The sequence below is a fragment of the Nocardia sp. GCM10030253 genome, assembly GCF_042675075.1.
In the GTDB taxonomy this organism is placed as follows: Bacteria; Actinomycetota; Actinomycetes; order Mycobacteriales; family Mycobacteriaceae; genus Nocardia.
Window position 1 is genome coordinate 132,339 of sequence record NZ_JBHTDL010000012.1, and the last position, 20,301, is coordinate 152,639.

A 20,301-nucleotide genomic window follows, 5' to 3' on the forward strand; every position below is an offset into this window, starting at 1 on the left:
GGATGACGACCGCATCGTCCCAGCTGAGGTTCCGTAGTGACGTGGGCACCGTCGACACCTACAAGACTGCCCTGTAAGTATTGAGCGCATGGGTTCACCGGATGTCACACCCGCAGGCCGCGACGGGGATGCTCGGGCCGGTCACGCAGATGTGCCGAGCGCGCTGCCCGCGAGGACCGAAGTGCTCGTGGTCGGTGCGGGACCGGCCGGGTCGGCGGCCGCCGCGTGGGCCGCGCGGGCGGGCCGTGACGTGCTGCTCACCGACTCCGCCGTCTTCCCGCGCGACAAGACCTGCGGTGATGGCTTGACCCCACGTGCGACGGCGGAGCTGGAACACCTCGGGCTCGGCGACTGGTTGCGCGCGCATACGGTGAACCACGGTCTGCGGATGACCGGCTTCGGTCGCGAGGCGCTGCTGCCGTGGCCGAGCGGCTCCTTCCCCACCTACGGAAGTGCCGTTCCCCGAACCGAACTCGACGACAAGCTGCGCGAGACCGCGGTCAAGTCCGGAGCGAGAATGCTGGACGGCACGAAAGTGGTCGATGTCACCCGTGCGGGCGACCGGGTCACCGCTGTGACGGTCAAGACAGCCGAGGGCACCCGGTCGATCGGCTGCCGCACGCTGATCGTCGCAGACGGTGTGCGTTCGCCGATCGGCAAGCTGCTCGGCCGTACCTGGCATCGGGAGTACGCCTACGGCGTCGCGGCCCGCGCGTACATCAAGTCCGCCCGCAGCGACGACCAGTGGATCACCTCGCATCTGGAACTGCGCGACGCGAACAACGAGCTGGTCCCTGGCTACGGGTGGGTGTTCCCGCTCGGCAATGGCGAGGTGAATATCGGCGTCGGATCGCTGGCCACCGAGAAACGGCCTTCGCATATCGCGCTGAAACCGCTGCTGGAGCACTACACCTCGCTGCGGCGCGACGAATGGCAGTTCGAAGGTTCACTGCGGGCCGTCGCCTCGGCGCTGCTGCCGATGGGCGGCGCGGTCTCGAATGTCGCGGGACCCAACTGGGTGCTGATCGGCGATGCGGCGGGCTGCGTGAATCCGCTCAACGGTGAGGGCATCGACTACGGCCTGGAGGGCGGGCACATGCTCGCCGAACTGCTGGACGAGCCGGATCTCACCCGGGTCTGGCCGGAACTGCTGCGTGCGCGCTACGGGCGGACCTTCTCGGTGGCGCGGCGGATCGCCGGGCTCGCCACCCATCCACGCATGGTGCCGGTGGGCGGGCCGCCGGTGATGCGGTCGAAGTACCTGCAGCGCACCGCGGTTCGCGTGATGGGAAACCTGGTCACCGACGAGGACGTGGACATGACGGCACGGGCCTGGCGCGCCGCCGGCCGGGCCTCCATGCGCTTCGACGAACTCGCGCCGTTCAGCTGACGCCATGACCGGATTGCCCGCGCTGTATCTGCTGCCGCATTTGCGGCGGGCGCGTGACCTCGTGGATCGGAATTATGCCGATCCGTTGAATCTCGATGAATTGGCCGCCGCGGCAGGGGTTTCCAAGTTTCATTTCTTGCGGGCGTTCGCGGCGGTGTATGGCAAGACGCCCGCTGCGTATCTGGCGGAGCGGCGGATCGAGCGGGCGCAGGATCTGCTGCGTGCGACGAATCTGACGGTGACCGAGGTGTGCATGCTGGTCGGCTATAGCAGTCTCGGGTCTTTCAGCAGCAAGTTCCGCCAGCTGGTGGGGGTGACACCGTCGGAGTATCAGGCCGAATTCGCCGACGGGGCGCCGCGGATTCCGGGGTGCTACGTGTTCATGCACGGGCTGTCCGATCGCAAACCGCCGAACTGACGAGCACCGCAATTTCGGAGAAGCCACGCGGTGTGCTGCGGCAATAGCCTGTGCTCATGACAAGTATTTCGAACGTCTCACTGGTCACCGTGTACGTCACCGACCAGGACGCAGCAAAGCAGTGGTACATCGACAAGCTGGGATTCGTCGAGATCAGCGACGTGACCATGGGTGAGAACGGCTTTCGCTGGGTCAGCGTCGCGCACCCGGATCACACCGAGCTCGAGGTGACGCTGATGGTTCCAGGCCCGCCGCTGGACGACAACCTCGCCGATGCGATCAGGCGGGCGCTTGCCAACGGCACCCACGGCGCGCTCGGTCTGAAGACCGAGAATTGTCAGAAGGCCTTCGAAGAGCTCACCGGCAAGGGCGTCGAGTTCATCCAGCCGCCCGCGGAACGGCCCTACGGGACCGAGGCGATCATTCGCGATAACTCCGGCAACTGGCTGGTGCTGGTGGAGCCGAAGGAATTCGATCCGCAGGCCTTCGCATAACCAACGGCGCCGCCCGACTGGCCCCGGCTTTCGCCGGGGCGACGGCGGACGAAGTCGGTGTCGGGTCAGGCGGTGGCCTGGGTGGCCAGCCACTCCTCGAAGAACTTGCGTTCGCTGTTGAGCACCCGGTGATACAGCTGCTCGGCCAGCGGCTCGATGGCGCCGCCGACCAGCGGCACCTTGACCCGCACGGTGCCGACGACCTCGATCTCCGAGCCCTCGGCGGTGGGGCGAAGTTCATAGTTGCCCGACATCTCGGTAGTGATGCCCCCGGTGGAACCTTCGAAAGTGCCCTTGGCGATCTCGCCGTCGAGTGCCTGCCAGTTGTCGGTGCGCGAGAGCACGAGCTCGCTCTTGAGCACCTTGCCGACAACGCTGGGAACCTTGTCCTTGCTTGCCTTTTCGGTCATGTGGATGCGGATCGTGCCAGCACCGCCGGGATGCGAAAGCTCGAGTGTGGCGGTCTTGGCGTCCGCGAACCGAGACTGCCAGACGGCGTCGGTGGTGAGTGCCCGGTGAAGATCTTCGACCGGGACGGTGTAGGGCACGGTGAAGCTGAATTTTCGGGACATGGGCGCACACGGTATCGGAGGCGACACGTAGCCTGTTGCGGTGTCGGAAACCAGCCAGTCTGAAAGGCGGTCGATCCGCCTGCGGCGGGCCAGGATCAGCATCCTCACGGTCGCGATCGTCATCAGCACACTCGTCGTATTGCTCGTGCTCGCGGCCTGGCGCAACGACTATCTGATCAGCTCGGACAAGGGCGTGACCACCGCCGAAGTGCTCTCCGCCGGCCGGTTACGCTCGGCGGTCATGTACGTCACGCCGGACGGGGAGACGCACAATCCGAAGGTCGGCGTGCTGTATCCGACCAATCTGACCGCGGGCGAGCGGATCAATGTGGAGTACAACCGCAGGGATCCGGACCTGGTCCGGGTGGCCGGACGGGACGCGAGCGTCGCCGTACTGCCCGCACTCTCGGTGATCGTGGTGGTGTGGTCGATCGCCCTGCCCGCGCTGTGGATACTGCTCCGGGTCGGCCACCGCAGGGCGAAACCGGTTACGACTCGCTGAACTCCCCGGCCCGCGCCCCCGACAGTTCGCCGGAACTTTCCGTCCTTGTCACGTCGGCGTGACGGCACGGCGCGTTGCGCCGGTCAGTCTTGGATGGTGCGAGTAGCCATCGTTTCGGAGTCGTTCCTACCGAATATGAACGGCGTCGTGAATTCCGTACTCAGGGTGCTGGACCATCTGGACCGGCACGGCCACGAGGCGCTCGTCGTCGCGCCCGATACCCCGCGCGGGCTGCCAGCGGCACCGCGCTTCTACGGCCGCTTCCCGGTGCACCGGGTCCCCGCGGTGATGGTGCCGAAGGTCAGCTCACTGCCCGTCGGCCTGCCGCAACCAGGCATTACCGCCGCCATCGCCGATTTCGATGCGGACGTGGTGCATCTGGCCTCGCCGTTCCTGCTCGGCGCCGGAGGACTCGCCGCGGCACTGCGATTGGACCTGCCGACGGTGGCCATCTACCAGACCGATGTGGCCGGGTTCGCCAAGAGCTACGGGCTCGGGCTGGCCAGCCGGGCGGCCTGGGGCTGGACACGGCGCATCCACGAGGGCGCCACCCGCACGCTGGCGCCGTCGCGGGCGGCCGTCGAAGATCTCGCCCGCCATGGCATTCCGCGCGTGCATCGGTGGGGTCGCGGCGTCGATATCGCTCGGTTCACACCGTCGGCGCGGCGCGAAGAGCTGCGGGAATCCTGGCTTTCGGGGCAGCGGAAGCTGATCGTCGGGTTCGTCGGGCGGCTGGCTCCGGAGAAGCATGTCGAACGGCTCGCGGTGCTTGCGGCCGATCGGAACATCCAGCTCGTGATCGTGGGGGACGGTCCGGAGCGGGCGCGTCTGGCCAGGATGATGCCGACCGCGGTGTTCACCGGCGAGCTGGGCGGTGACGAACTGGCGCAGGCCTACGCCGGCCTGGACGTCATGGTGCACGCGGGGGAACACGAGACGTTCTGCCAGGGCGTGCAGGAGGCGCTGGCCGCCGGGGTTCCGGTGATCGGTCCGGACGCTGGCGGCCCGCGCGACCTCATCGCGCACTGCCGCAACGGATACCTGCTCCCGGTCGACCGCTTCACCGAACTGCTGCCAAGTGCCATTGGCGCGCTGCACGATCCGACGCTGCGAACCAGGTTCGCCGCGTCCGCCCGCAAGTCGGTGCTGCATCGCACCTGGCCCGCGATCTGCACCGAATTGATGGGCCATTACGCCGACGTGACCGGCACACAGATCCGACTGCCGCACACGGCCTGACCTGCCAGGACCGGCCGCGCTCATTGTCGGGGGCAGTTGTGCCCGGGATCATGGTCAGGGCGGACTGGACGGGCGTTACTGTCGGGGGGTGGCGAAAACAGAGCAGCGGGAATCGGTTCGGGCCTCGCTGGACAAGCAGCCGCACGAGGTCGCGTCGATGTTCGACGGGGTCGCGAAGCGGTACGACATCACCAACACCGTCATCTCCGCGGGCCAGGACCGGTACTGGCGCTGGGCGACGCGCAAGGCGCTCGCGCCCCGGCCGGGCGAGCGGGTGCTCGATCTGGCGGCCGGCACCGGGGTGTCGACGCTAGAACTCGGCAAGTCCGGCGCCTGGTGCGTGGCGGCCGACTTCTCCAAGGGCATGCTCGCGGCGGGCCGGTTCCGCAATGTGCCGATGGTCGCGGGCGACGCGATGGCGCTGCCGTTCGCCGACAATTCGTTCGACGCGGTGACGATCTCCTTCGGGCTGCGCAATGTCGCCGACATCGATCTGGCGATGCGCGAGATGCTGCGGGTCACCAAGCCGGGCGGGCGGCTGGTGGTGTGCGAGTTCTCCACCCCGGTGGTGCCCGGGTTGCGCACCGTCTACCTGGAGTATCTGATGAAGGCGCTACCTCGAGTGGCGCGGGCGGTCAGCAGCAATCCCGATGCCTACGTCTATCTGGCCGAGTCCATTCGTGCGTGGTCGAATCAGCGGCAGCTGGCGCTGCGGGTCGCCGAGTCCGGCTGGTCGTCGGTCAAGTGGCGCAATCTGTCCGGTGGCATCGTCGCATTGCATCGCGGGTACAAGCTCTGACCACCTCGGGTGACCACAATCACCCACATCTCGGCCGCGCCGATTACGGTCCGAGTTCGGGTGTCGTCAGCTCGCGATCGTCGGCGATTTTTGACGTTTACCCAGGTAGAGGACCTGACGACGGACAGGCGGACGGCCGATGACACGCGGACCTCACCGGCGTCGACTCCAGCGGTGAGGAAAATTGTCACCTGGCGATAACGCTGGGTAAATGCACCGCAACCGGTGTTCGCCATGATCGAAGGCATGTCGGATGCAGTGACGGGTAGCGCGCCGGGCACGGCCAGGACGGCGTGCTCGTACTGCGGCGTCGGCTGCGGTATCACGGTGCAGACGCGAACCGACGCGACCGGTGCGACGGTGATCGCGAAGGTGAGCGGCGACAAACTGCACCCCGCGAACGCGGGCAGGCTGTGCACCAAGGGCGCCACCCACCTGGATCTGATGCAGACACCGGGGCGGATGGAGACCGCCTACCGTCGGCCCGAGCGAGACCAGGCACCGGTGCCGGTTTCGGTCGACGAGGCCGTGCACGAGGCGGCGGCGCGGCTGCGGGCCATCCTGGACGAGCACGGACCGGACGCGATCGCGCTGTACGTGTCCGGACAGATGTCACTGGAAGCGCAGTACCTGGCGACCAAGCTGGCCAAGGGGTACCTGCGGACCGTGCATATCGAGGCCAATTCGCGACTGTGCATGGCCAGTGCCGGAACCGGGTACAAACAGTCCCTCGGCGCCGACGGGCCGCCCGGATCCTACGACGACTTCGAGCAGGCCGATCTGTTCTTCGTGATCGGCGCGAATATGGCCGACTGCCACCCGATCCTGTATCTGCGGATGGTCGACCGGCTCAAGGCGGGTGCGAAGCTGATCGTTGTCGATCCGCGGCGCACCGACACAACAGCGAGGGCCGACCTGTTCCTCCAGCTCGCGCCGGGGACCGATCTGGCGCTGATGAACGGGCTGCTGCATCTGCTCGTCGAAAACGGTGACATCGATGAGGACTTCATCGCCGAGCACACCGAGGGCTGGGCGGCGATGCCTGAATTCCTCGCCGACTACACCCCCGAGAAGGTCGCCGAGATCACCGGCCTTGCCGCGGACGACATCCGTACCGCCGCACGCTGGATCGGCGAGGCCGGCGAATGGATGACGCTGTGGACGATGGGACTCAACCAGTCCACCCACGGCACCTGGAATACCAACGCGATCTGCAATCTGCACCTGGCAACCGGCGCCATCTGCCGACCGGGCAGCGGTCCGTTCTCGCTCACCGGTCAGCCGAACGCCATGGGCGGGCGCGAAATGGGTTACATGGGTCCGGGATTGCCCGGCCAGCGCAGCCTGCTCGTGCCCGCCGATCGGGCCTTCATGGAAACCGCGTGGGGTGTCGAACCGGGTACCCTGCGCACCGAGGCGGGGCCGGGCACCATCGAGATGTTCCGGCAGTTGTCCGAGGGCCGAATCAGGGCCGCGTGGATCATCTGCACCAATCCCGTTGCCACCGTGGCTAATCGGAAGACGGTGATCGCGGGACTGGAGGCGGCCGAGCTGGTGATCGCCCAGGACGCGTACACCGAGACCGCGACCAATGCCTATGCCGATCTGCTTTTGCCCGCCACGCTCTGGGCCGAAGCCGATGCGGTGATGGTGAATTCGGAACGCAACGTCACGCTGATGCAACGGTCGGTCGATCCGATCGGCGAGGCACGGCCGGACTGGCTGCTGATCGCGCAAGTGGCCACCGCGATGGGATTCGACGGTTTCGACTTCACCTCCAGCGAAGAGGTTTTCGCCGAGATCCGCCGGTTCGCCAATCCCGCCACCGGATACGACCTGCGCGGCATGAGCTTCGACGAGCTGCGTGCGGGGCCGATGCAGTGGCCGTGCGCCGAGCCCGGCCTGCGGCGCAACCCGATCCGCTACCTCAACGACGGTGTCAGCCAACAGCTTTTCGTCGACGAGGCCGGCAATCAGCCGCGGCTGGCCTTCGCGACGCCGAGCCGTCGCGCGGTGTTCTGGCCGCGCCCGCACCTGGCCCCCGCGGAGATGCCCGACGACGACTACCCGTTCGTGCTCAATACCGGCCGGTTACAGCATCAGTGGCACACCATGACCAAGACCGGCAAGATCGCGAAATTGACCAAGCTGAATGCACAGCCGTTCGTCGAGGTGCATCCGGCGGACGCGGAGCGGCTCGGCATTCAAGCAGGCGATCAACTCGAAATCGCCTCGCGCCGTGGGCGAGCGGTGCTGCCCGCACAGATCAGTGACCGGGTGCGCCCGGGCGACTGCTTCGCGCCGTTCCACTGGAACGACGAACAGGGCGAGTACCTGACCATCAATGCGGTCACCAACGACGCCGTCGACCCCGCGTCGCTGCAACCGGAATTCAAGGCCTGCGCGGTGTCGTTGCGCCGGGTCGCGCCGGTGCCGAGTTCCCAGGCGCCTGCCGCACCCGAGTCTCCAGCCGCCCTCGATGCTTTCAGTTCGCCGCGTTCGCTCGCCGCGTCCAGCATGCTCGAAGCCGCTTCGAGTGGCCCGGCCGCGATCGCCCATCCACTGGCCGGTCTACTCGGACTCGACGCTGCCGCGACGCCGACGCTCACCGAAAACGAGCGGATCTACCTCGCCGGATACCTCTGCGCACTGCAATCGATTCCGGTGACCGGACAGCCGGTGCTGCCCGAGTCCGCACCGTTGTCTGTGCACAGTCGACTCTGGATCGACGGACTGCTCGCGGGCATGTACTCCCGCGCCGCCGCCGACGCCGCACCGGCCGCCGACCTCACCGCCGAGCTTCCGATCACGATCCTGTGGGCCTCGCAGACCGGCAATGCCGAGGAATTCGCGGCGACGGCGGCCGCCCGCCTAGCCGAATACGGCTACCTCCCGAGGCTGCTGGATATGGACTCGTGCGAGCTGACCAGGCTTGCCGGTGACGTGCTGGTGATTACCAGCACCTTCGGCGACGGCGGTCCGCCCGACAACGGCGCCGATTTTTGGAGCCGCCTCGACGACAGTGCGGTCCGACTGACCGGCGTGCGGTACGCGGTGCTCGCGCTCGGTGACTCCTCCTACGACGACTTCTGTGGGCACGGGCGCAAACTGGACGAGAAGTTCGCCGAACGTGGTGCGACACGGCTGCTTTCGCGGGTCGACAGCGAACCCGACTACGAAGAGCCCGCGGCGCGCTGGCTCGACGATGTCCTTGCCGCGCTCGGTGGTTCGTCGATTGGCGATGCGCCCGAGACGGACACACCGCCGACACCGGGACCGAGCGCGCCCCCACCGGCTCGGACGCCGGTTCGCTCCGGCAGTACCGGCACGATGGTGCTGACCCGTGCCGCCGCTCCCGCGCTCGGCCGCAACCAGCGCACCGAACCGGCGCCGTTCACCCGCAACGCGCCCGTCGCCGCGCCGCTGGTGCGCAACGAACTACTCTCCCGTGCCGGATCACCGAAAGAGGTGCGGCAGTTCGGGTTCGACCTGCGCGATGTGGAAGCCGGTTACGAGGTCGGCGATTCGCTGGGTGTGTGGCCGGCCAACTGCGAGTCGCTTGTCGCCGAATGGCTCGATACCACCGGGCTCGACGGCCGCAGGATCATCGAAGTCGACGACCGGGAAGTTCCGTTGGCCGAGGCGCTGCGGACCCGCTACGACATCACCAAGGTCAGCCAGGACCTGCTCGGCTTCATCGCCTCGCGCAACCCGAGCATCCGGCTCGCGAAGCTGCTGCGCCGCGACAACCGCAACGAACTCGACAACTACCTGTGGGACCGGCAGGCCGTCGATGTGCTGCGCGACTTCCCGGTGCAGGCCGATCTGGTCGACTGGCTCGGCACCATGAAAAAACTGCAGCCGCGCCAGTATTCGATTTCCTCCAGCCCGCTGGTCAGCCCGGAGGAGGTGCAGCTCACCGTCGGGGTCGTTCGCTACGGCGACCCGGCGGCGACCGGATCGGCGGCCCGCCGCGGCGGGGTGTGCTCTACGTTCCTCGCCGACCGGGTCGGCGCCGAGAGCGATCTCGACAACGCCGTGCCGATCTTCCTGCACCGGTCACCGCACTTCCGCCCACCACTCGACCCGACGGCGCCGATGATCATGGTCGGCCCAGGCACCGGTATCGCTCCGTTCCGCGGCTTCCTGCAGGAGCGGCGCGCACTCGGCTGCACCGGCCGCAACTGGCTGTTCTTCGGCGAACAGCACGCCGCCAAGAACTTCTACTATCGCGCCGAGTTGGAGGACATGTTCCGCTCCGGCTTCCTCACCCGCCTGGATCTCGCCTTCTCCCGTGATCAGCGCGAGCGAATCTACGTGCAGCACCGGATGATCGAGCACGGCGCGGAGCTGTGGTCCTGGCTGCGCGACGGCGCCCACTTCTACGTCTGCGGCGATGCCGCCAGGATGGCCAAGGACGTCGACGACGCCCTGCTGCGCATCGCCCGGATCCACGGCAAGCTCGACGAAGACGGCGCGCTGGCCTTCAAGAAGCAGCTCGTCGCCGAAAGGCGCTACGTCCGCGACGTTTACTGAGTGCCATGAGGTCGTCGGGGCACCGGTTCGGTCGGCGCCCCGAAACAGCGACCTCGCTTACACCGCGGGCGGGTTGAGCCGGGCGAAGTCCGGCAGGCGGTAGTAGGGGTAGTACGGGTAAGGCGGCGTGGTGGCGCTGACCTTGTCGAGCCTGGCGATCTGGTCGGCCGAGAGTTTCCAGCCGACGGCGCCGAGATTCTGGCGCAGCTGTTCCTCGTTGCGGGCGCCGACGATGACGGTCGACACGGTGGGGCGGCTCAGCAGCCAATTGAGCGCGATCTGCGGGACCGTCTTGCCGGTTTCCGCGGCGAGCTCGTCGAGAACGTCGACGACGTTGTAGAGCAGCTCGTCGTCGACCGGCGGGCCCGCCTCTGCTGTCTGATGCAGTCGGCTGCCGTCCGGAAGCGGCTGTCCGCGACGGATTTTGCCGGTCAACCTGCCCCAGCCGAGCGGGCTCCACACCACCGCGCCGACACCCTGGTCCTTGCCGAGGGGCATCAGCTCCCATTCGTAGTCGCGGCCGACCAGCGAGTAGTACACCTGGTGCGCGACGTAGCGGGTCAGGCCGTGCCGGTCCGCCGCGGCAAGGGATTTCATCAGCTGCCAGCCCGCGAAGTTGGAGGCGCCGAGATAGCGGATCTTGCCCGCACGCACCAGATCGTCCAGTGCGGCAAGGACTTCCTCGACCGGGGTGTGCGCGTCGAAGGCGTGCAGCTGGAACAGGTCGATGTAGTCGGTGCCGAGCCTGCGCAGGGAACCCTCGACCGCGCTGATGAGCCGGGCCCGGCCGGAACCCGCGTCATAGGGGCCTTGACCCGTCGGCAGGCTCGCCTTTGTCGACAGCAGCAGCTGATCGCGCCGCCCCTTGATGGCCGCGCCGAGCACCTCCTCGGAGGCGCCGTCGGAGTAGACATCGGCTGTATCGAACATGGTGACGCCCGCCTCCAGGCTGATGTCCACCAGGCGCCTTGCCTGTTCGGCATCGGTATCGCCCCAGGCGCTGAAGAGTTCTCCTCGACCACCGAAGGTGCCCGCGCCGAAGCTCAAGGCCGGGACGAGCAAACCTGATGCGCCGAGCCGCCGGTACTCCATGATGACTCCTAAAGGGTCTATAGTTCCGTTAATGCTTGGAACAGTACACCCGTCGCGCCATAAATGAAACTGGAGTCCCGTTATGACATTCGAAGAGGCAACTCCCGGCTCGGTTCGCCCTGGTGGGCGTACCGCACGGGTGCGTGAGGCCGTGCTGGAAGCGGCAGGCGATCTACTGGCCGAACGCGGTTTCGCCCACCTCGACCTGGCCGAGGTCGCGGCACGGGCGGAGGTCGGCAAGACCACCACCTATCGGCGCTGGCGCACCCCGACCGGCCTGGTCATCGACCTGCTCGCGGACATGGCCGAACAGTCACTGCCGCACGCCGATACCGGCTCCCTGCTCGGCGACCTCACCGCCAACGCCCGGCTGGTGGCCAAGACACTGACCGACCCGCGCCAGGGCCGGCTGTTCCAGGCCGTCATCTCCGCTGCCGCCTGCGACGACACCGCCGCCACCGCCCTGCACCGCTTCTACGACATCCGGCTCACCGAGTGGGCCCCGTGTGTGCACGCCGCGATCACCCGCGGTGAGGCACCCGAGGGCACCGACGCCCGCGCGGTCCTGTCCGCGGTCTCAGCACCTCTCTACTACCGCCTACTTGCCTCAGGGGACCCCATCGACGACACCGCGGCAACTACGGCAGCCCGAGCCGCCGCAAGCGCCGCAGCGGCAGGCCTCTTCGTGACCGTCGCGCGGTAATTCGGCGTGCGACGAGCTGCTCCCCTCGCACCTTCCGCGGACTGTCGCAACCAAGTCGTAGCGGCGAAAAGTGCTGGAAAAGCGGATAATTGGGAGATGAAGGGTGATCGTGTAGAGATAGTCGTCGACTTCGGCGACGGGTCTCGAAGCTACGAAGTGGTCGCGACGCGGGCGGGGCGGCGAGTCGAAGTTCGCATCGCGCGAGGCGTTGTCGAGGTCAGTGAAGTGACCAGGACCGGGGTCGCGGTTCGCACCGCGCGGTTCATGGCGGGCCGGACGCTGGCAGGGGTGGAATTCCCGGCGAACGGAGCCGGTCCGGTCGAGGGTGAGTAGTGGGGTTGCCGCATCGCACGAAGCGGAGCATTCTCGACCCTGTCCGACTGTTGTCCTACTCCGTCGTGGGTAAACCATGCAGAGGCATCAGCGGAGAGGAGCGAACGCATGACCGATCGCAGCACGTCCCGCGCCATGGACGTGGTTCCGGAAGCCGATCTCGTAGAACAATCCGTGTCGGCCTATCCCGACGATGCCGTCGAGGAGACCGACGAACAGGCGATTGCCGCGGCAGTCGACCGGGACGCGTTCAGCGCCGATCCGGCCGACGTGGTCGAACAATCGATCGCGGTGCCGTTCGACGACGATCACGACACCGGCCCCGCCTACTGACGCAATGCCGGAATCCACAGCGCTGTCAGAACTTCATGGCGCGATCTTGGCGCGCACGGTGGCATGCAGCTCGCGCAGGCTGGACCGTTCGGTCACTACCTCCAGCACCCGCGTTCCGTGTGCCTGCCCGGTCAGCTCGACGGCTAACTGCTCCGGATCGACCTGGCGGTGCGGAATGCGATACGCGGCGCACAGCGCGGCGAGATCCATCCCGTGTGGGGTGCCGAAAACCCGCTCGAATACTCCGGCGTACTGAGGATCGCCCTGTTCGAGCAGTTCGAAGATGCCGCCGCCGTCGTCGTTGGCGACCACGATGGTGAGGTCGGCGGGGCGCGGTTCGCCGCGTCCGATCAGCAGGCCGGAGGCGTCGTGCAGAAAGGTGAGGTCGCCCATCAGTGCGATAGTCCGGCCTTCGTGGTGCAGGGCGGCGCCGACCGCGGCGGACACAGTGCCGTCGATGCCCGCGACACCGCGGTTGGACAGCACTCGGACACCGGGGCGCGGATGGGAGACGAGTGCGGCGTCGCGGACCGGGTTGGACGCGCCGAGCAGTAGCTGATCGCCCTCGCGCAGCGCGTCCATCACCACCGCGGCCACATGCAGGCCGGTCGGCTTCGGGTGCACGGCGAGTTCGGCACGCACCACTTCGTTCGCCCGCGCGTCGAGTTCCCGGCAGTGCGCCAGCCATTCAGGGCGCGGTGTGCCCGTGACCAGCGCGCGCGTGCCGGTGCCGACGACATTGCCTGAGACATCGGGCCAGCGTGGTCCGGTGGTCAAGGCGAACACGGTGACATCCGGGTCGGCGAGCACCCGCGCGACCTGTCGGTGCAGGGTCGGCCGCCCGGTGATGATGGCCTGTTGCGGCTTCAGCAGCGGCAGCGCGAGCGGGTGCAGTGCGGGGCCGTGCATGGGGGCGGTCGGCTCGGCGACGGTCGGCAGCGCGGCCAGTTCCGGTCGCAGCCCGGCGCCGTGTCCGGAGATGACGACGGTGTCGGGAGTCAGGTCGATGTCCAGCGGCACGTCGAGCGTCGCGTACTGGGTGAGCGTCCAGGCGCGTCCGGCCGCGCGGCCCTCGGGCGCGGACTCACCCGGCGCGAGATCGGGCACCAGCGGCTCACGCAGCGGGATATCGAAATGCACCGGGCCCGCATTGCCGGAGCGGGTGCCACGGGCCGCGGCGAGGACACGACATACCGCCGAGCGCCACAGGCTGTTCTGGTGCCCGTAGGGCGCGCAGTCGGCGGCGGCTGACTCGTCCTCGGCCAGGCCCAGGCTGATGGTGGCGCGGACCTGGCTACCGAACAGGCCGAGCTGTTCCACCGTCTGGTTGGCGCCGGAGCCGAGCATCTCGTAGGGCCGGTTGGCGCTGAGCACCACCAGGGGCACCCGTGCGTAGTTGGCCTCGAGCACCGCCGGACCGAGATTGGCCACCGCGGTTCCCGAAGTCATCACAACCGGCACCGGCAGCCTGCTCGCGACCGCGAGTCCGACCGCGAGGAATCCGGCGGTCCGTTCGTCGATGCGCATGTGCAGCCGGAGCCGGCCCGCCGCATCGGCCGCCTGGAGCGCGAAGGCCAGCGGCGCGTTGCGCGACCCAGGACACAGAACAACGTCTCGCACACCCCCGCGCGCGAGTTCGTCGACGACCACCTGCGCTTGTGCTGTAGACGGATTCACGACTCCAGCCTCTCAGACAGTTGCCCTGACGTCTCCGTCACCCTGCTCACACACGTGTGTTCGAGTGGGGTTTTCGCCGCCCGCGTCCACCACCGGACGCGGGCGGCGCAGATGCGTGCACACCCCGTGATCGGCGTCACCGCCCGTGGAGTGCGACGCGCGTCGCCGAAATCAGTTGGCGTGCTTCTGAACCAGATCGCCGAGCCGAGGCAGGGCCTCGATGACGTTCTTCTTCGCCGAGGAACGCATCGAAGAGTAGACCTTCTTCAGCGCGGGCCGGGTCGAGGAGTCGGCACGCTCGTCGGTGACCGTGAGCAACGCCTCGGCGACCTCGTCGGACTTGGCGACCAACAGATCGGCGAACTTGCCGGAACCGGTGGCCGTGTACTCCTGCCAGAACGGCTCCAATTGCGCGACGAGCTTGGGCGCCAACGACTCCAGCGCATCAGGCACGATGGACGGGCTGATCTTCTTGACCGCCGCGTAGCCACCCTTGACTGCCAGGCCAGACGCACCACCCTTGTCCGACACCTCGGCGTCCAGAACCTCCTTGGCGTCGGCAAGGAAGGCCGTACGCTTGGCGTCGTCGAGCAGGGATTCAGACAGTGCAGCAACCACTTTCAGGTTCCTCCGGATCGATGTCGATGAACGAGCGCTGGCAACTATACGCACTGGTGCGTAAGGTCACACGGCTCAAGGCTGCCACGGCAGCAACTGCACCATGAGTCCTTCACAATCCGCGAGCACCTCGCCCTGCTCATCGAGCAGCTCCGCGGTGATGAAAGTCTTGCGTCCCTCGATCCGATCGACCCGGCCACGCACGGTCAGCGGCGTCTCCAGTGGAGTGATTTTCCGGTAGTTGACGTGCAGATATGCGGTTCGGCTTATCGGCCGGCCCGCGTAGTGCACGATCATGCCGAGCAGGTCGTCGAACAGCAGCGGCAGCACGCCCCCGTGTGCCGCGCCGTTGCCGCCGAGATGGAAGCGGCGAAACTCGCCGGTCATCCGGATGCCGTCGGGTCCGGCCTCGGCCACCTGCCACGGCAGCAGCAAAAGGCTGCCGCGCCCTGGCAATTCGACCGCGCGGCCCGCTGGCCCCTGGAGTTCCGGTGCGCGATGCGGTTCCAGCAGATCGATCAGCTGCCGCGCCTGTCGGAGTGCTTCGCCGAAGACTTCGTCGGTCGCGTCGACGGAGACGGCCAGATCCTGCAGCGTGCGCATCGCCTCGACGAACGGCCCGAAATTGGCCCCGATCTGCGCGCGGGAGACCTTGGGGAAGCCCCCGTGCTTCTCGTACCGGGATTCGTCCACCGCGCTCCGGTCGATAACCGGTTTCACTCGCTCGCTCATACCTGCACGGTAACGCGTCGTTTTACACCGTCAAGTCGAAGAATCCGGTGACCGGACTCCCGGCGTGGGAAGTCGCTGGCACCGAGCGCGGGGGCGGGGGCAATAATCACTGACGTGACGTTCAATCCGAAGCTGTGGCGGCCCGTTCCTGGGTTCGAGAATCTGACCGACATCACCTACCACCGGCATATCGAACAGGGCACGGTCCGCGTCGCGTTCGATCGCCCGGAGGTGCGCAATGCGTTCCGGCCGAACACGGTCGACGAGCTCTATCGCGCGCTCGACCACGCCAGGATGACCCCGGACGTCGGCGCTGTGCTGATCACCGGTAACGGACCTGCCCCGAAGGACGGCGTCTGGGCCTTCTGCTCCGGCGGCGACCAGCGCATCCGCGGCCGTAACGGTTACCAGTACGCCAGCGGCGAAACCGCCGACACGGTGGACCAGGCCCGCGCGGGCCGGCTGCACATCCTCGAGGTGCAGCGGCTGATCCGTTTCATGCCGAAAGTGGTTATCGCCCTGGTCAACGGCTGGGCCGCGGGCGGAGGGCACAGTCTGCACGTGGTCTGTGACCTGACGCTGGCCAGTCGCGAGCATGCCCAGTTCAAGCAGACCGACGCCGATGTCGGCAGCTTCGACGGCGGTTACGGCAGCGCCTATCTGGCAAAAATGGTCGGTCAGAAATTCGCGCGAGAGATCTTCTTCCTCGGCCGCCCGTACACCGCCGAGGAAATGCATCAGATGGGTGCGGTGAACAAGGTCGTCGATCACGCCGAGCTGGAAAACGTTGCACTGGAATGGACTGCCGATATCAACGGCAAATCCCCGCAGGCCCAGCGCATGCTGAAATACGCCTTCAACCTGCTCGACGACGGCCTGGTCGGCCAGCAGCTCTTCGCCGGTGAAGCCACCCGCATGGCCTACATGACCGACGAGGCCGTCGAGGGCCGCGATGCGTTCCTGGAAAAGCGGAAGCCGGACTGGACGCCGTACCCCTGGTACTTCTGACCACCACCGGTCGCGCTTATCGGACTAATAGGACAGATAGGGTGAAATGGACATTCTGAGCAGCCGGATAATCCTGCGCCCGGCCGACCACGCGGCAACGCTCGCGTTCTATCGGGATGGCCTCGAGCTGGCCATTGCCAGGGAGTACCCGGGCGGCACGGTTTTCTTCGCTGGACAGTCGCTGGTAGAGGTGGCGGCGCACGGCGGATCCGGGAAATCGACCACCTTCAGCGGCGCGATCTGGCTGCAGGTCCGCGATATCTCCGATGCCGCCGCCGAGCTTGCGCTGAAGGGGATCCCGATCGAACGCCCGCCGGTCCGCGAGCCGTGGGGCCTGATCGAAATGTGGGTGCACGACCCGGACGGGGTGCCGATCGTGCTGGTCGAGGTGCCTGCCGAGCATCCGATCCGGCGTGATTCGCGCTGGTCACCGGACTGAGGACCGCATAGGGCGCGGCAGGAGACCGGTGGCCCGAGTTGCCAATGCCGAGCCCGGCGAGGACGATAGCGCTCGGATGGCTGCCCGACCGCCGATGTCCGGGCGCCGCCGCTGTGTACCCCGTCCGACGAGAGAATCGCAGTCTCGATGCCAGGCGTACCCGAACCCCTTTCCCGCGCAGCGATCGCACCCCTTGCGCGTCGATCCAGCAAACCGACCCGTTCCGCGTGTGGCGTCGCGGGCATGACACGATCAGACTCGTGAGGGAGCGGAGCGAGCGAGCCATGGGCACAGCGCCTCTGGGCACGACGGAACCGAGCGTCGGCGAGGTGGGGTCGTGATTACCTTGCGGACTTTGCCGATGCCGACCGGATCTCGTGTCGGCGACGTGCTGCCACATTTGCGAGAAGCGTTGGAAGGGAACGGCCCCGCGTGGTTGCCGATTCCCACCAGTGATCGCCGCGAGGCCCAGCGGCTCAGTGACGCGCTGTCGCCCGGCGAGCCGATCGAGGACGGCGTCGCACTCGTGGTGACCACCTCGGGCACCACCGGTGTGCCGAAGGGCGCCATGCTCGGCGCGTCCGCGTTGCTCGCCAGCGGCGCGGCTACGCACGACCGGCTGGGTGGGCCGGGCAGCTGGCTGCTTGCCCTGCCGACCCACCACATCGCGGGCATCCAGGTGCTGCTGCGCAGCATCCAGGCGGGCACCGAACCCACTGTCCTCGACGTCTCCGGCGGGTTCCTGCCCGAAGCATTGGCGGGCGCCGTCTCCAGCATGCGCGGGCCACGCCGGTACACCGCGCTGGTGCCGACCCAACTGGTCAAAGCGCTCGACACACCCACCGCCGCCGCCGCATTGGCCGAACTGGACGCGGTGCTCGTCGGCGGCGCGGCGACCCCGCTGCCGCTCTACGAGCGCGCGAAAGCCGCCGGTATCAACGTCGTTCGCACCTACGGCATGAGCGAAACCTGCGGCGGATGCGTGTACGACGGTGTTCCGCTCGCGGGCACCCAGGTACGCATCGAGGACGGCCGCGTGCTGCTCGGCGGAGCCATGATCGCCGCGGGCTACCGCAACCAGCCGGATCACCCCGCGTTCGCAGAGCCGGGCTGGTTCCGCACCGAGGACGCAGGCACCTTCGACGACGGCGTGCTCAGCGTCAGCGGCCGCCTCGACGAGGCGATCATGACCGGCGGCCTGCTGGTGATTCCGCAGGTGGTGGAGGCCGTGCTCGGGACACATCCCTCGATCAGCGAATGCGTGGTGCTCGGCCTGCCGGACGAACGGCTCGGGCAACGCGTCGCCGTCGTGGTCGTACCTGCCGCGGGAGCCACGCCGACTCTGGAGGAACTGCGCGAGCACGTCGTGCGTGAGCTGGACTCCATCGCGGCTCCCCGCGAATTGGCACTGCTGGACGAGCTGCCGCTGATCGGACCGGGCAAGCCGAATCGGACCAAGCTCCGCGAATATCTGCTGGCGGAGTCGACGCACCAGTAGGGCGACGCATGCCGCTGCAAGTGCGCACGACATCGTCGTGCAAGGGCCATGCAAGACCGGGCCCCCAAAGTCTTACGCATGACTTCTTTCGCACCAACTTCAGCGCTCGCCGTAGAGGCGGACGGCCTGGTCAAGGTGTTCGGGGAACAGCGCGCCGTCGACGGTGTGAGCCTGGCGGTTCCGCAGGGCTCGGTATACGGCGTGCTCGGACCGAACGGCGCAGGCAAGACCACCACCATCAAGATGCTGGCCACCCTGCTGCGGCCGGACGGCGGCAGCGCCCGCATCTTCGGCCATGACGTCGTTGCAGAACCGACGGCCGTCCGTTCCCTCGTCGGCGTCACCGGGCAGTACGCCTCGGTCGACGAAGACCTCTCGGCCACCGAGAACCTGATCCTCTTTTCCCGCCTACTCGGCCTGAGCCGGATCGACTCCCGCCGCAAGGCCGCCGAACTGCTCGAGGAGTTCGACCTCATCGAGGCGGCGAACAAGCCGCTGAAGAACTTCTCCGGCGGCATGCGCCGACGCCTCGATCTGGCCGCAAGCCTGATCGCGACGCCGCCGCTGCTGTTTCTCGACGAGCCGACCACCGGCCTCGACCCGCGCACCCGCGCCCAGATGTGGGAGACCATCCGCCGCCTGGTCCGCGCGGGCGCGACGGTGCTGCTCACCACGCAGTACCTCGACGAGGCCGATCAGCTGGCCGACCGGATCGCCGTCATCGACCACGGCAGGGTGATCGCCGACGGCACCGCCGACGAGCTCAAGGCGTCGGTCGGCGGGTCCGCGCTGCACTTGACCCTGGTCGATCGGGCTCAGCTCGAAGAGGCCCGCCGCATCGTCGGCGACTTCCTCGGTGCCGAGGCGCAGATCACGCCGGAGGCCGGCCGGCTCACGGCACCGCTCGCAGACGCCGGGATGACGGCCGATCTGCTGATTCGCCTGCGCGAGTGGGAGATCGCGGTCGACGAAATCACTGTCAGTAAGCCCAGTCTCGACGAGGTCTTCCTCACCATCACCGGCCATCCGGCCGACGACGACAGCGATGCAGAACGGAGCGCGGCATGACCACCATTACCGCACCGAGCCCCGCCGCGCGGCATGCGGCGCCCACCTCGATCCCCGAGGTCAGCAATAAAATCAGCCTCCGGCAGACCGCGTCGACGTCGCTGACGATGGCCTACCGCGGCATCCTCAAGATCAAGCACAACCCCGAGCAGCTCTTCGATGTGACGATTCAGCCGATCCTGTTCACCGCGCTGTTCGCGTACATCTTCGGCGGCGCCATCGGCGGCAGCGTGTCGAACTATCTGCCTACCCTCATCCCCGGCATCCTGGTGCAGACCGTAATCCTGACCTCGGTCGTGACCGGCACCCAGTTGCGTGAGGACATGGACAAGGGGGTCTTCGATCGATTCAAATCCCTTCCCATCGCCCGTATCTCGCCGTTGGCGGGCGCACTGATCGCGGACATGGTGCGCTACGCTCTGGCGACCACCCTGACCATCCTGGTCGGCCTTGCCATCGGCTACCGCCCCGAGGGGGGCGTCGTCGGCGTCGTGGTCGCCGGTCTGGTCATCGTGATCTGCTCGTTCGCGGTCAGCTGGATCTGGGCTCTTGTCGGTGTCACCGGCAAGAGTGCCGCAGGCGTGCAGGGCATCTCGATGATGGTGATGTTCCCGCTGACCTTCATGTCCGGCGCCTTCGCGCTGACAAGCACGATGCCGGGCTGGTTGCAGGCGATCAACCACGTGAACCCCGTGTACTACATGGTGAACGCGGCCCGAGCGCTGATGAACGGCAACGTCTATGGCAGCGACCTGGTCTACTCGCTGGTCGGCGCGGTGGTTGTGGTGGCGATCTTCGCCCCGCTGAGCATCAAGGCCTACATGCGCAGAGCGTGACCGCCGCACACTGA

General features: G+C 67.4%; 20 protein-coding genes. 15 read left to right on the top strand and 5 right to left on the bottom strand.

What is annotated here, in order from left to right:
• The first annotated feature begins 88 nt into the window (after positions 1–88).
• The 3 genes from ACFQZZ_RS26880 to ACFQZZ_RS26890 are packed head-to-tail and all read left to right on the top strand — an operon-like array spanning position 89 to position 2,302.
• Positions 89–1,390, top strand: coding sequence for a geranylgeranyl reductase family protein (locus ACFQZZ_RS26880; protein ID WP_378686343.1), 1,302 nt, complete (start codon positions 89–91; stop codon positions 1,388–1,390).
• A 4-nt stretch (positions 1,391–1,394) separates the two neighbouring features.
• Positions 1,395–1,808 (top strand): helix-turn-helix transcriptional regulator, encoded by a 414-nt coding sequence (locus tag ACFQZZ_RS26885; RefSeq protein WP_378686344.1) that lies wholly within the window; start codon positions 1,395–1,397, stop codon positions 1,806–1,808.
• A gap of 56 nt (positions 1,809–1,864) precedes the next feature.
• Positions 1,865–2,302 (top strand): VOC family protein, encoded by a 438-nt coding sequence (locus ACFQZZ_RS26890; RefSeq protein ID WP_378686346.1) that lies wholly within the window; start codon positions 1,865–1,867, stop codon positions 2,300–2,302.
• 65 nt (positions 2,303–2,367) lie between these two features.
• On the opposite strand, the gene ACFQZZ_RS26895 is transcribed toward ACFQZZ_RS26890, so the two are convergent.
• A complete protein-coding gene (locus tag ACFQZZ_RS26895; protein ID WP_378686347.1) occupies positions 2,368–2,874 on the bottom strand; it encodes a DUF2505 domain-containing protein in 507 nt (168 codons plus the stop codon).
• Positions 2,875–2,947: 73 nt separating this feature from the next.
• On the opposite strand from ACFQZZ_RS26895, the gene ACFQZZ_RS26900 reads away from it, so the two are divergent.
• The 4 genes from ACFQZZ_RS26900 (at position 2,948) to ACFQZZ_RS26915 (ending at position 9,950) form a co-directional block, all read left to right on the top strand.
• Complete coding sequence (locus ACFQZZ_RS26900; RefSeq protein WP_378687105.1) at positions 2,948–3,376, top strand: DUF3592 domain-containing protein; 429 nt, start codon at positions 2,948–2,950, stop codon at positions 3,374–3,376.
• Between the two features lie 96 nt (positions 3,377–3,472).
• Positions 3,473–4,615: a glycosyltransferase family 4 protein gene (locus ACFQZZ_RS26905; protein ID WP_378687107.1), complete on the top strand. Its 1,143-nt coding sequence runs from the start codon at positions 3,473–3,475 to the stop codon at positions 4,613–4,615.
• A gap of 88 nt (positions 4,616–4,703) precedes the next feature.
• Complete coding sequence (locus ACFQZZ_RS26910) at positions 4,704–5,414, top strand: demethylmenaquinone methyltransferase (protein ID WP_378686349.1); 711 nt, start codon at positions 4,704–4,706, stop codon at positions 5,412–5,414.
• A 246-nt stretch (positions 5,415–5,660) separates the two neighbouring features.
• A complete protein-coding gene (locus tag ACFQZZ_RS26915) occupies positions 5,661–9,950 on the top strand; it encodes a molybdopterin-dependent oxidoreductase (protein WP_378686350.1) in 4,290 nt (1,429 codons plus the stop codon).
• 57 nt (positions 9,951–10,007) lie between these two features.
• On the opposite strand, the gene ACFQZZ_RS26920 is transcribed toward ACFQZZ_RS26915, so the two are convergent.
• On the bottom strand, positions 10,008–11,042 hold the full coding sequence (locus ACFQZZ_RS26920; protein ID WP_378686351.1) for an aldo/keto reductase: 1,035 nt from the start codon (positions 11,040–11,042) through the stop codon (positions 10,008–10,010).
• A gap of 82 nt (positions 11,043–11,124) precedes the next feature.
• Between ACFQZZ_RS26920 and ACFQZZ_RS26925 the strand changes: the two genes are divergently transcribed.
• From ACFQZZ_RS26925 to ACFQZZ_RS26935, 3 genes are all read left to right on the top strand, one after another.
• Positions 11,125–11,745 (top strand): TetR/AcrR family transcriptional regulator, encoded by a 621-nt coding sequence (locus tag ACFQZZ_RS26925; protein WP_378686353.1) that lies wholly within the window; start codon positions 11,125–11,127, stop codon positions 11,743–11,745.
• 96 nt (positions 11,746–11,841) lie between these two features.
• The gene (locus tag ACFQZZ_RS26930; protein ID WP_378686355.1) at positions 11,842–12,078 is read left to right on the top strand and encodes a hypothetical protein; all 237 of its coding nucleotides are present in this window, start codon (positions 11,842–11,844) and stop codon (positions 12,076–12,078) included.
• Between the two features lie 108 nt (positions 12,079–12,186).
• Complete coding sequence (locus tag ACFQZZ_RS26935) at positions 12,187–12,411, top strand: hypothetical protein (protein ID WP_378686356.1); 225 nt, start codon at positions 12,187–12,189, stop codon at positions 12,409–12,411.
• Positions 12,412–12,444: 33 nt separating this feature from the next.
• On the opposite strand, the gene menD is transcribed toward ACFQZZ_RS26935, so the two are convergent.
• The 3 genes from menD to ACFQZZ_RS26950 all read right to left on the bottom strand — a co-directional run bounded on the left by menD (position 12,445) and on the right by ACFQZZ_RS26950 (position 15,438).
• The gene (menD, locus tag ACFQZZ_RS26940; protein ID WP_378686358.1) at positions 12,445–14,088 is read right to left on the bottom strand and encodes a 2-succinyl-5-enolpyruvyl-6-hydroxy-3-cyclohexene-1-carboxylic-acid synthase; all 1,644 of its coding nucleotides are present in this window, start codon (positions 14,086–14,088) and stop codon (positions 12,445–12,447) included.
• Between the two features lie 171 nt (positions 14,089–14,259).
• Positions 14,260–14,706, bottom strand: coding sequence for a DUF6918 family protein (locus tag ACFQZZ_RS26945; RefSeq protein WP_378686360.1), 447 nt, complete (start codon positions 14,704–14,706; stop codon positions 14,260–14,262).
• A 75-nt stretch (positions 14,707–14,781) separates the two neighbouring features.
• Entirely contained in the window at positions 14,782–15,438 is a 657-nt protein-coding gene (locus ACFQZZ_RS26950) for a PaaI family thioesterase (RefSeq protein ID WP_378686362.1), read from the bottom strand.
• A 114-nt stretch (positions 15,439–15,552) separates the two neighbouring features.
• On the opposite strand from ACFQZZ_RS26950, the gene ACFQZZ_RS26955 reads away from it, so the two are divergent.
• The 5 genes from ACFQZZ_RS26955 to ACFQZZ_RS26975 all read left to right on the top strand — a co-directional run bounded on the left by ACFQZZ_RS26955 (position 15,553) and on the right by ACFQZZ_RS26975 (position 20,287).
• On the top strand, positions 15,553–16,446 hold the full coding sequence (locus ACFQZZ_RS26955) for a 1,4-dihydroxy-2-naphthoyl-CoA synthase (protein WP_328406592.1): 894 nt from the start codon (positions 15,553–15,555) through the stop codon (positions 16,444–16,446).
• A gap of 46 nt (positions 16,447–16,492) precedes the next feature.
• Complete coding sequence (locus ACFQZZ_RS26960) at positions 16,493–16,885, top strand: VOC family protein (RefSeq protein ID WP_378686364.1); 393 nt, start codon at positions 16,493–16,495, stop codon at positions 16,883–16,885.
• 361 nt (positions 16,886–17,246) lie between these two features.
• Complete coding sequence (gene menE / locus ACFQZZ_RS26965) at positions 17,247–18,383, top strand: o-succinylbenzoate--CoA ligase (RefSeq protein WP_378687109.1); 1,137 nt, start codon at positions 17,247–17,249, stop codon at positions 18,381–18,383.
• Between the two features lie 78 nt (positions 18,384–18,461).
• Positions 18,462–19,451, top strand: a complete 990-nt coding sequence (locus ACFQZZ_RS26970) for an ATP-binding cassette domain-containing protein (protein ID WP_378686366.1) — start codon at positions 18,462–18,464, stop codon at positions 19,449–19,451.
• Positions 19,448–20,287, top strand: coding sequence for an ABC transporter permease (locus ACFQZZ_RS26975; protein WP_378686368.1), 840 nt, complete (start codon positions 19,448–19,450; stop codon positions 20,285–20,287). Before ACFQZZ_RS26970 ends, ACFQZZ_RS26975 begins: the two co-directional genes overlap by 4 nt.
• Positions 20,288–20,301: the final 14 nt, after the last annotated feature.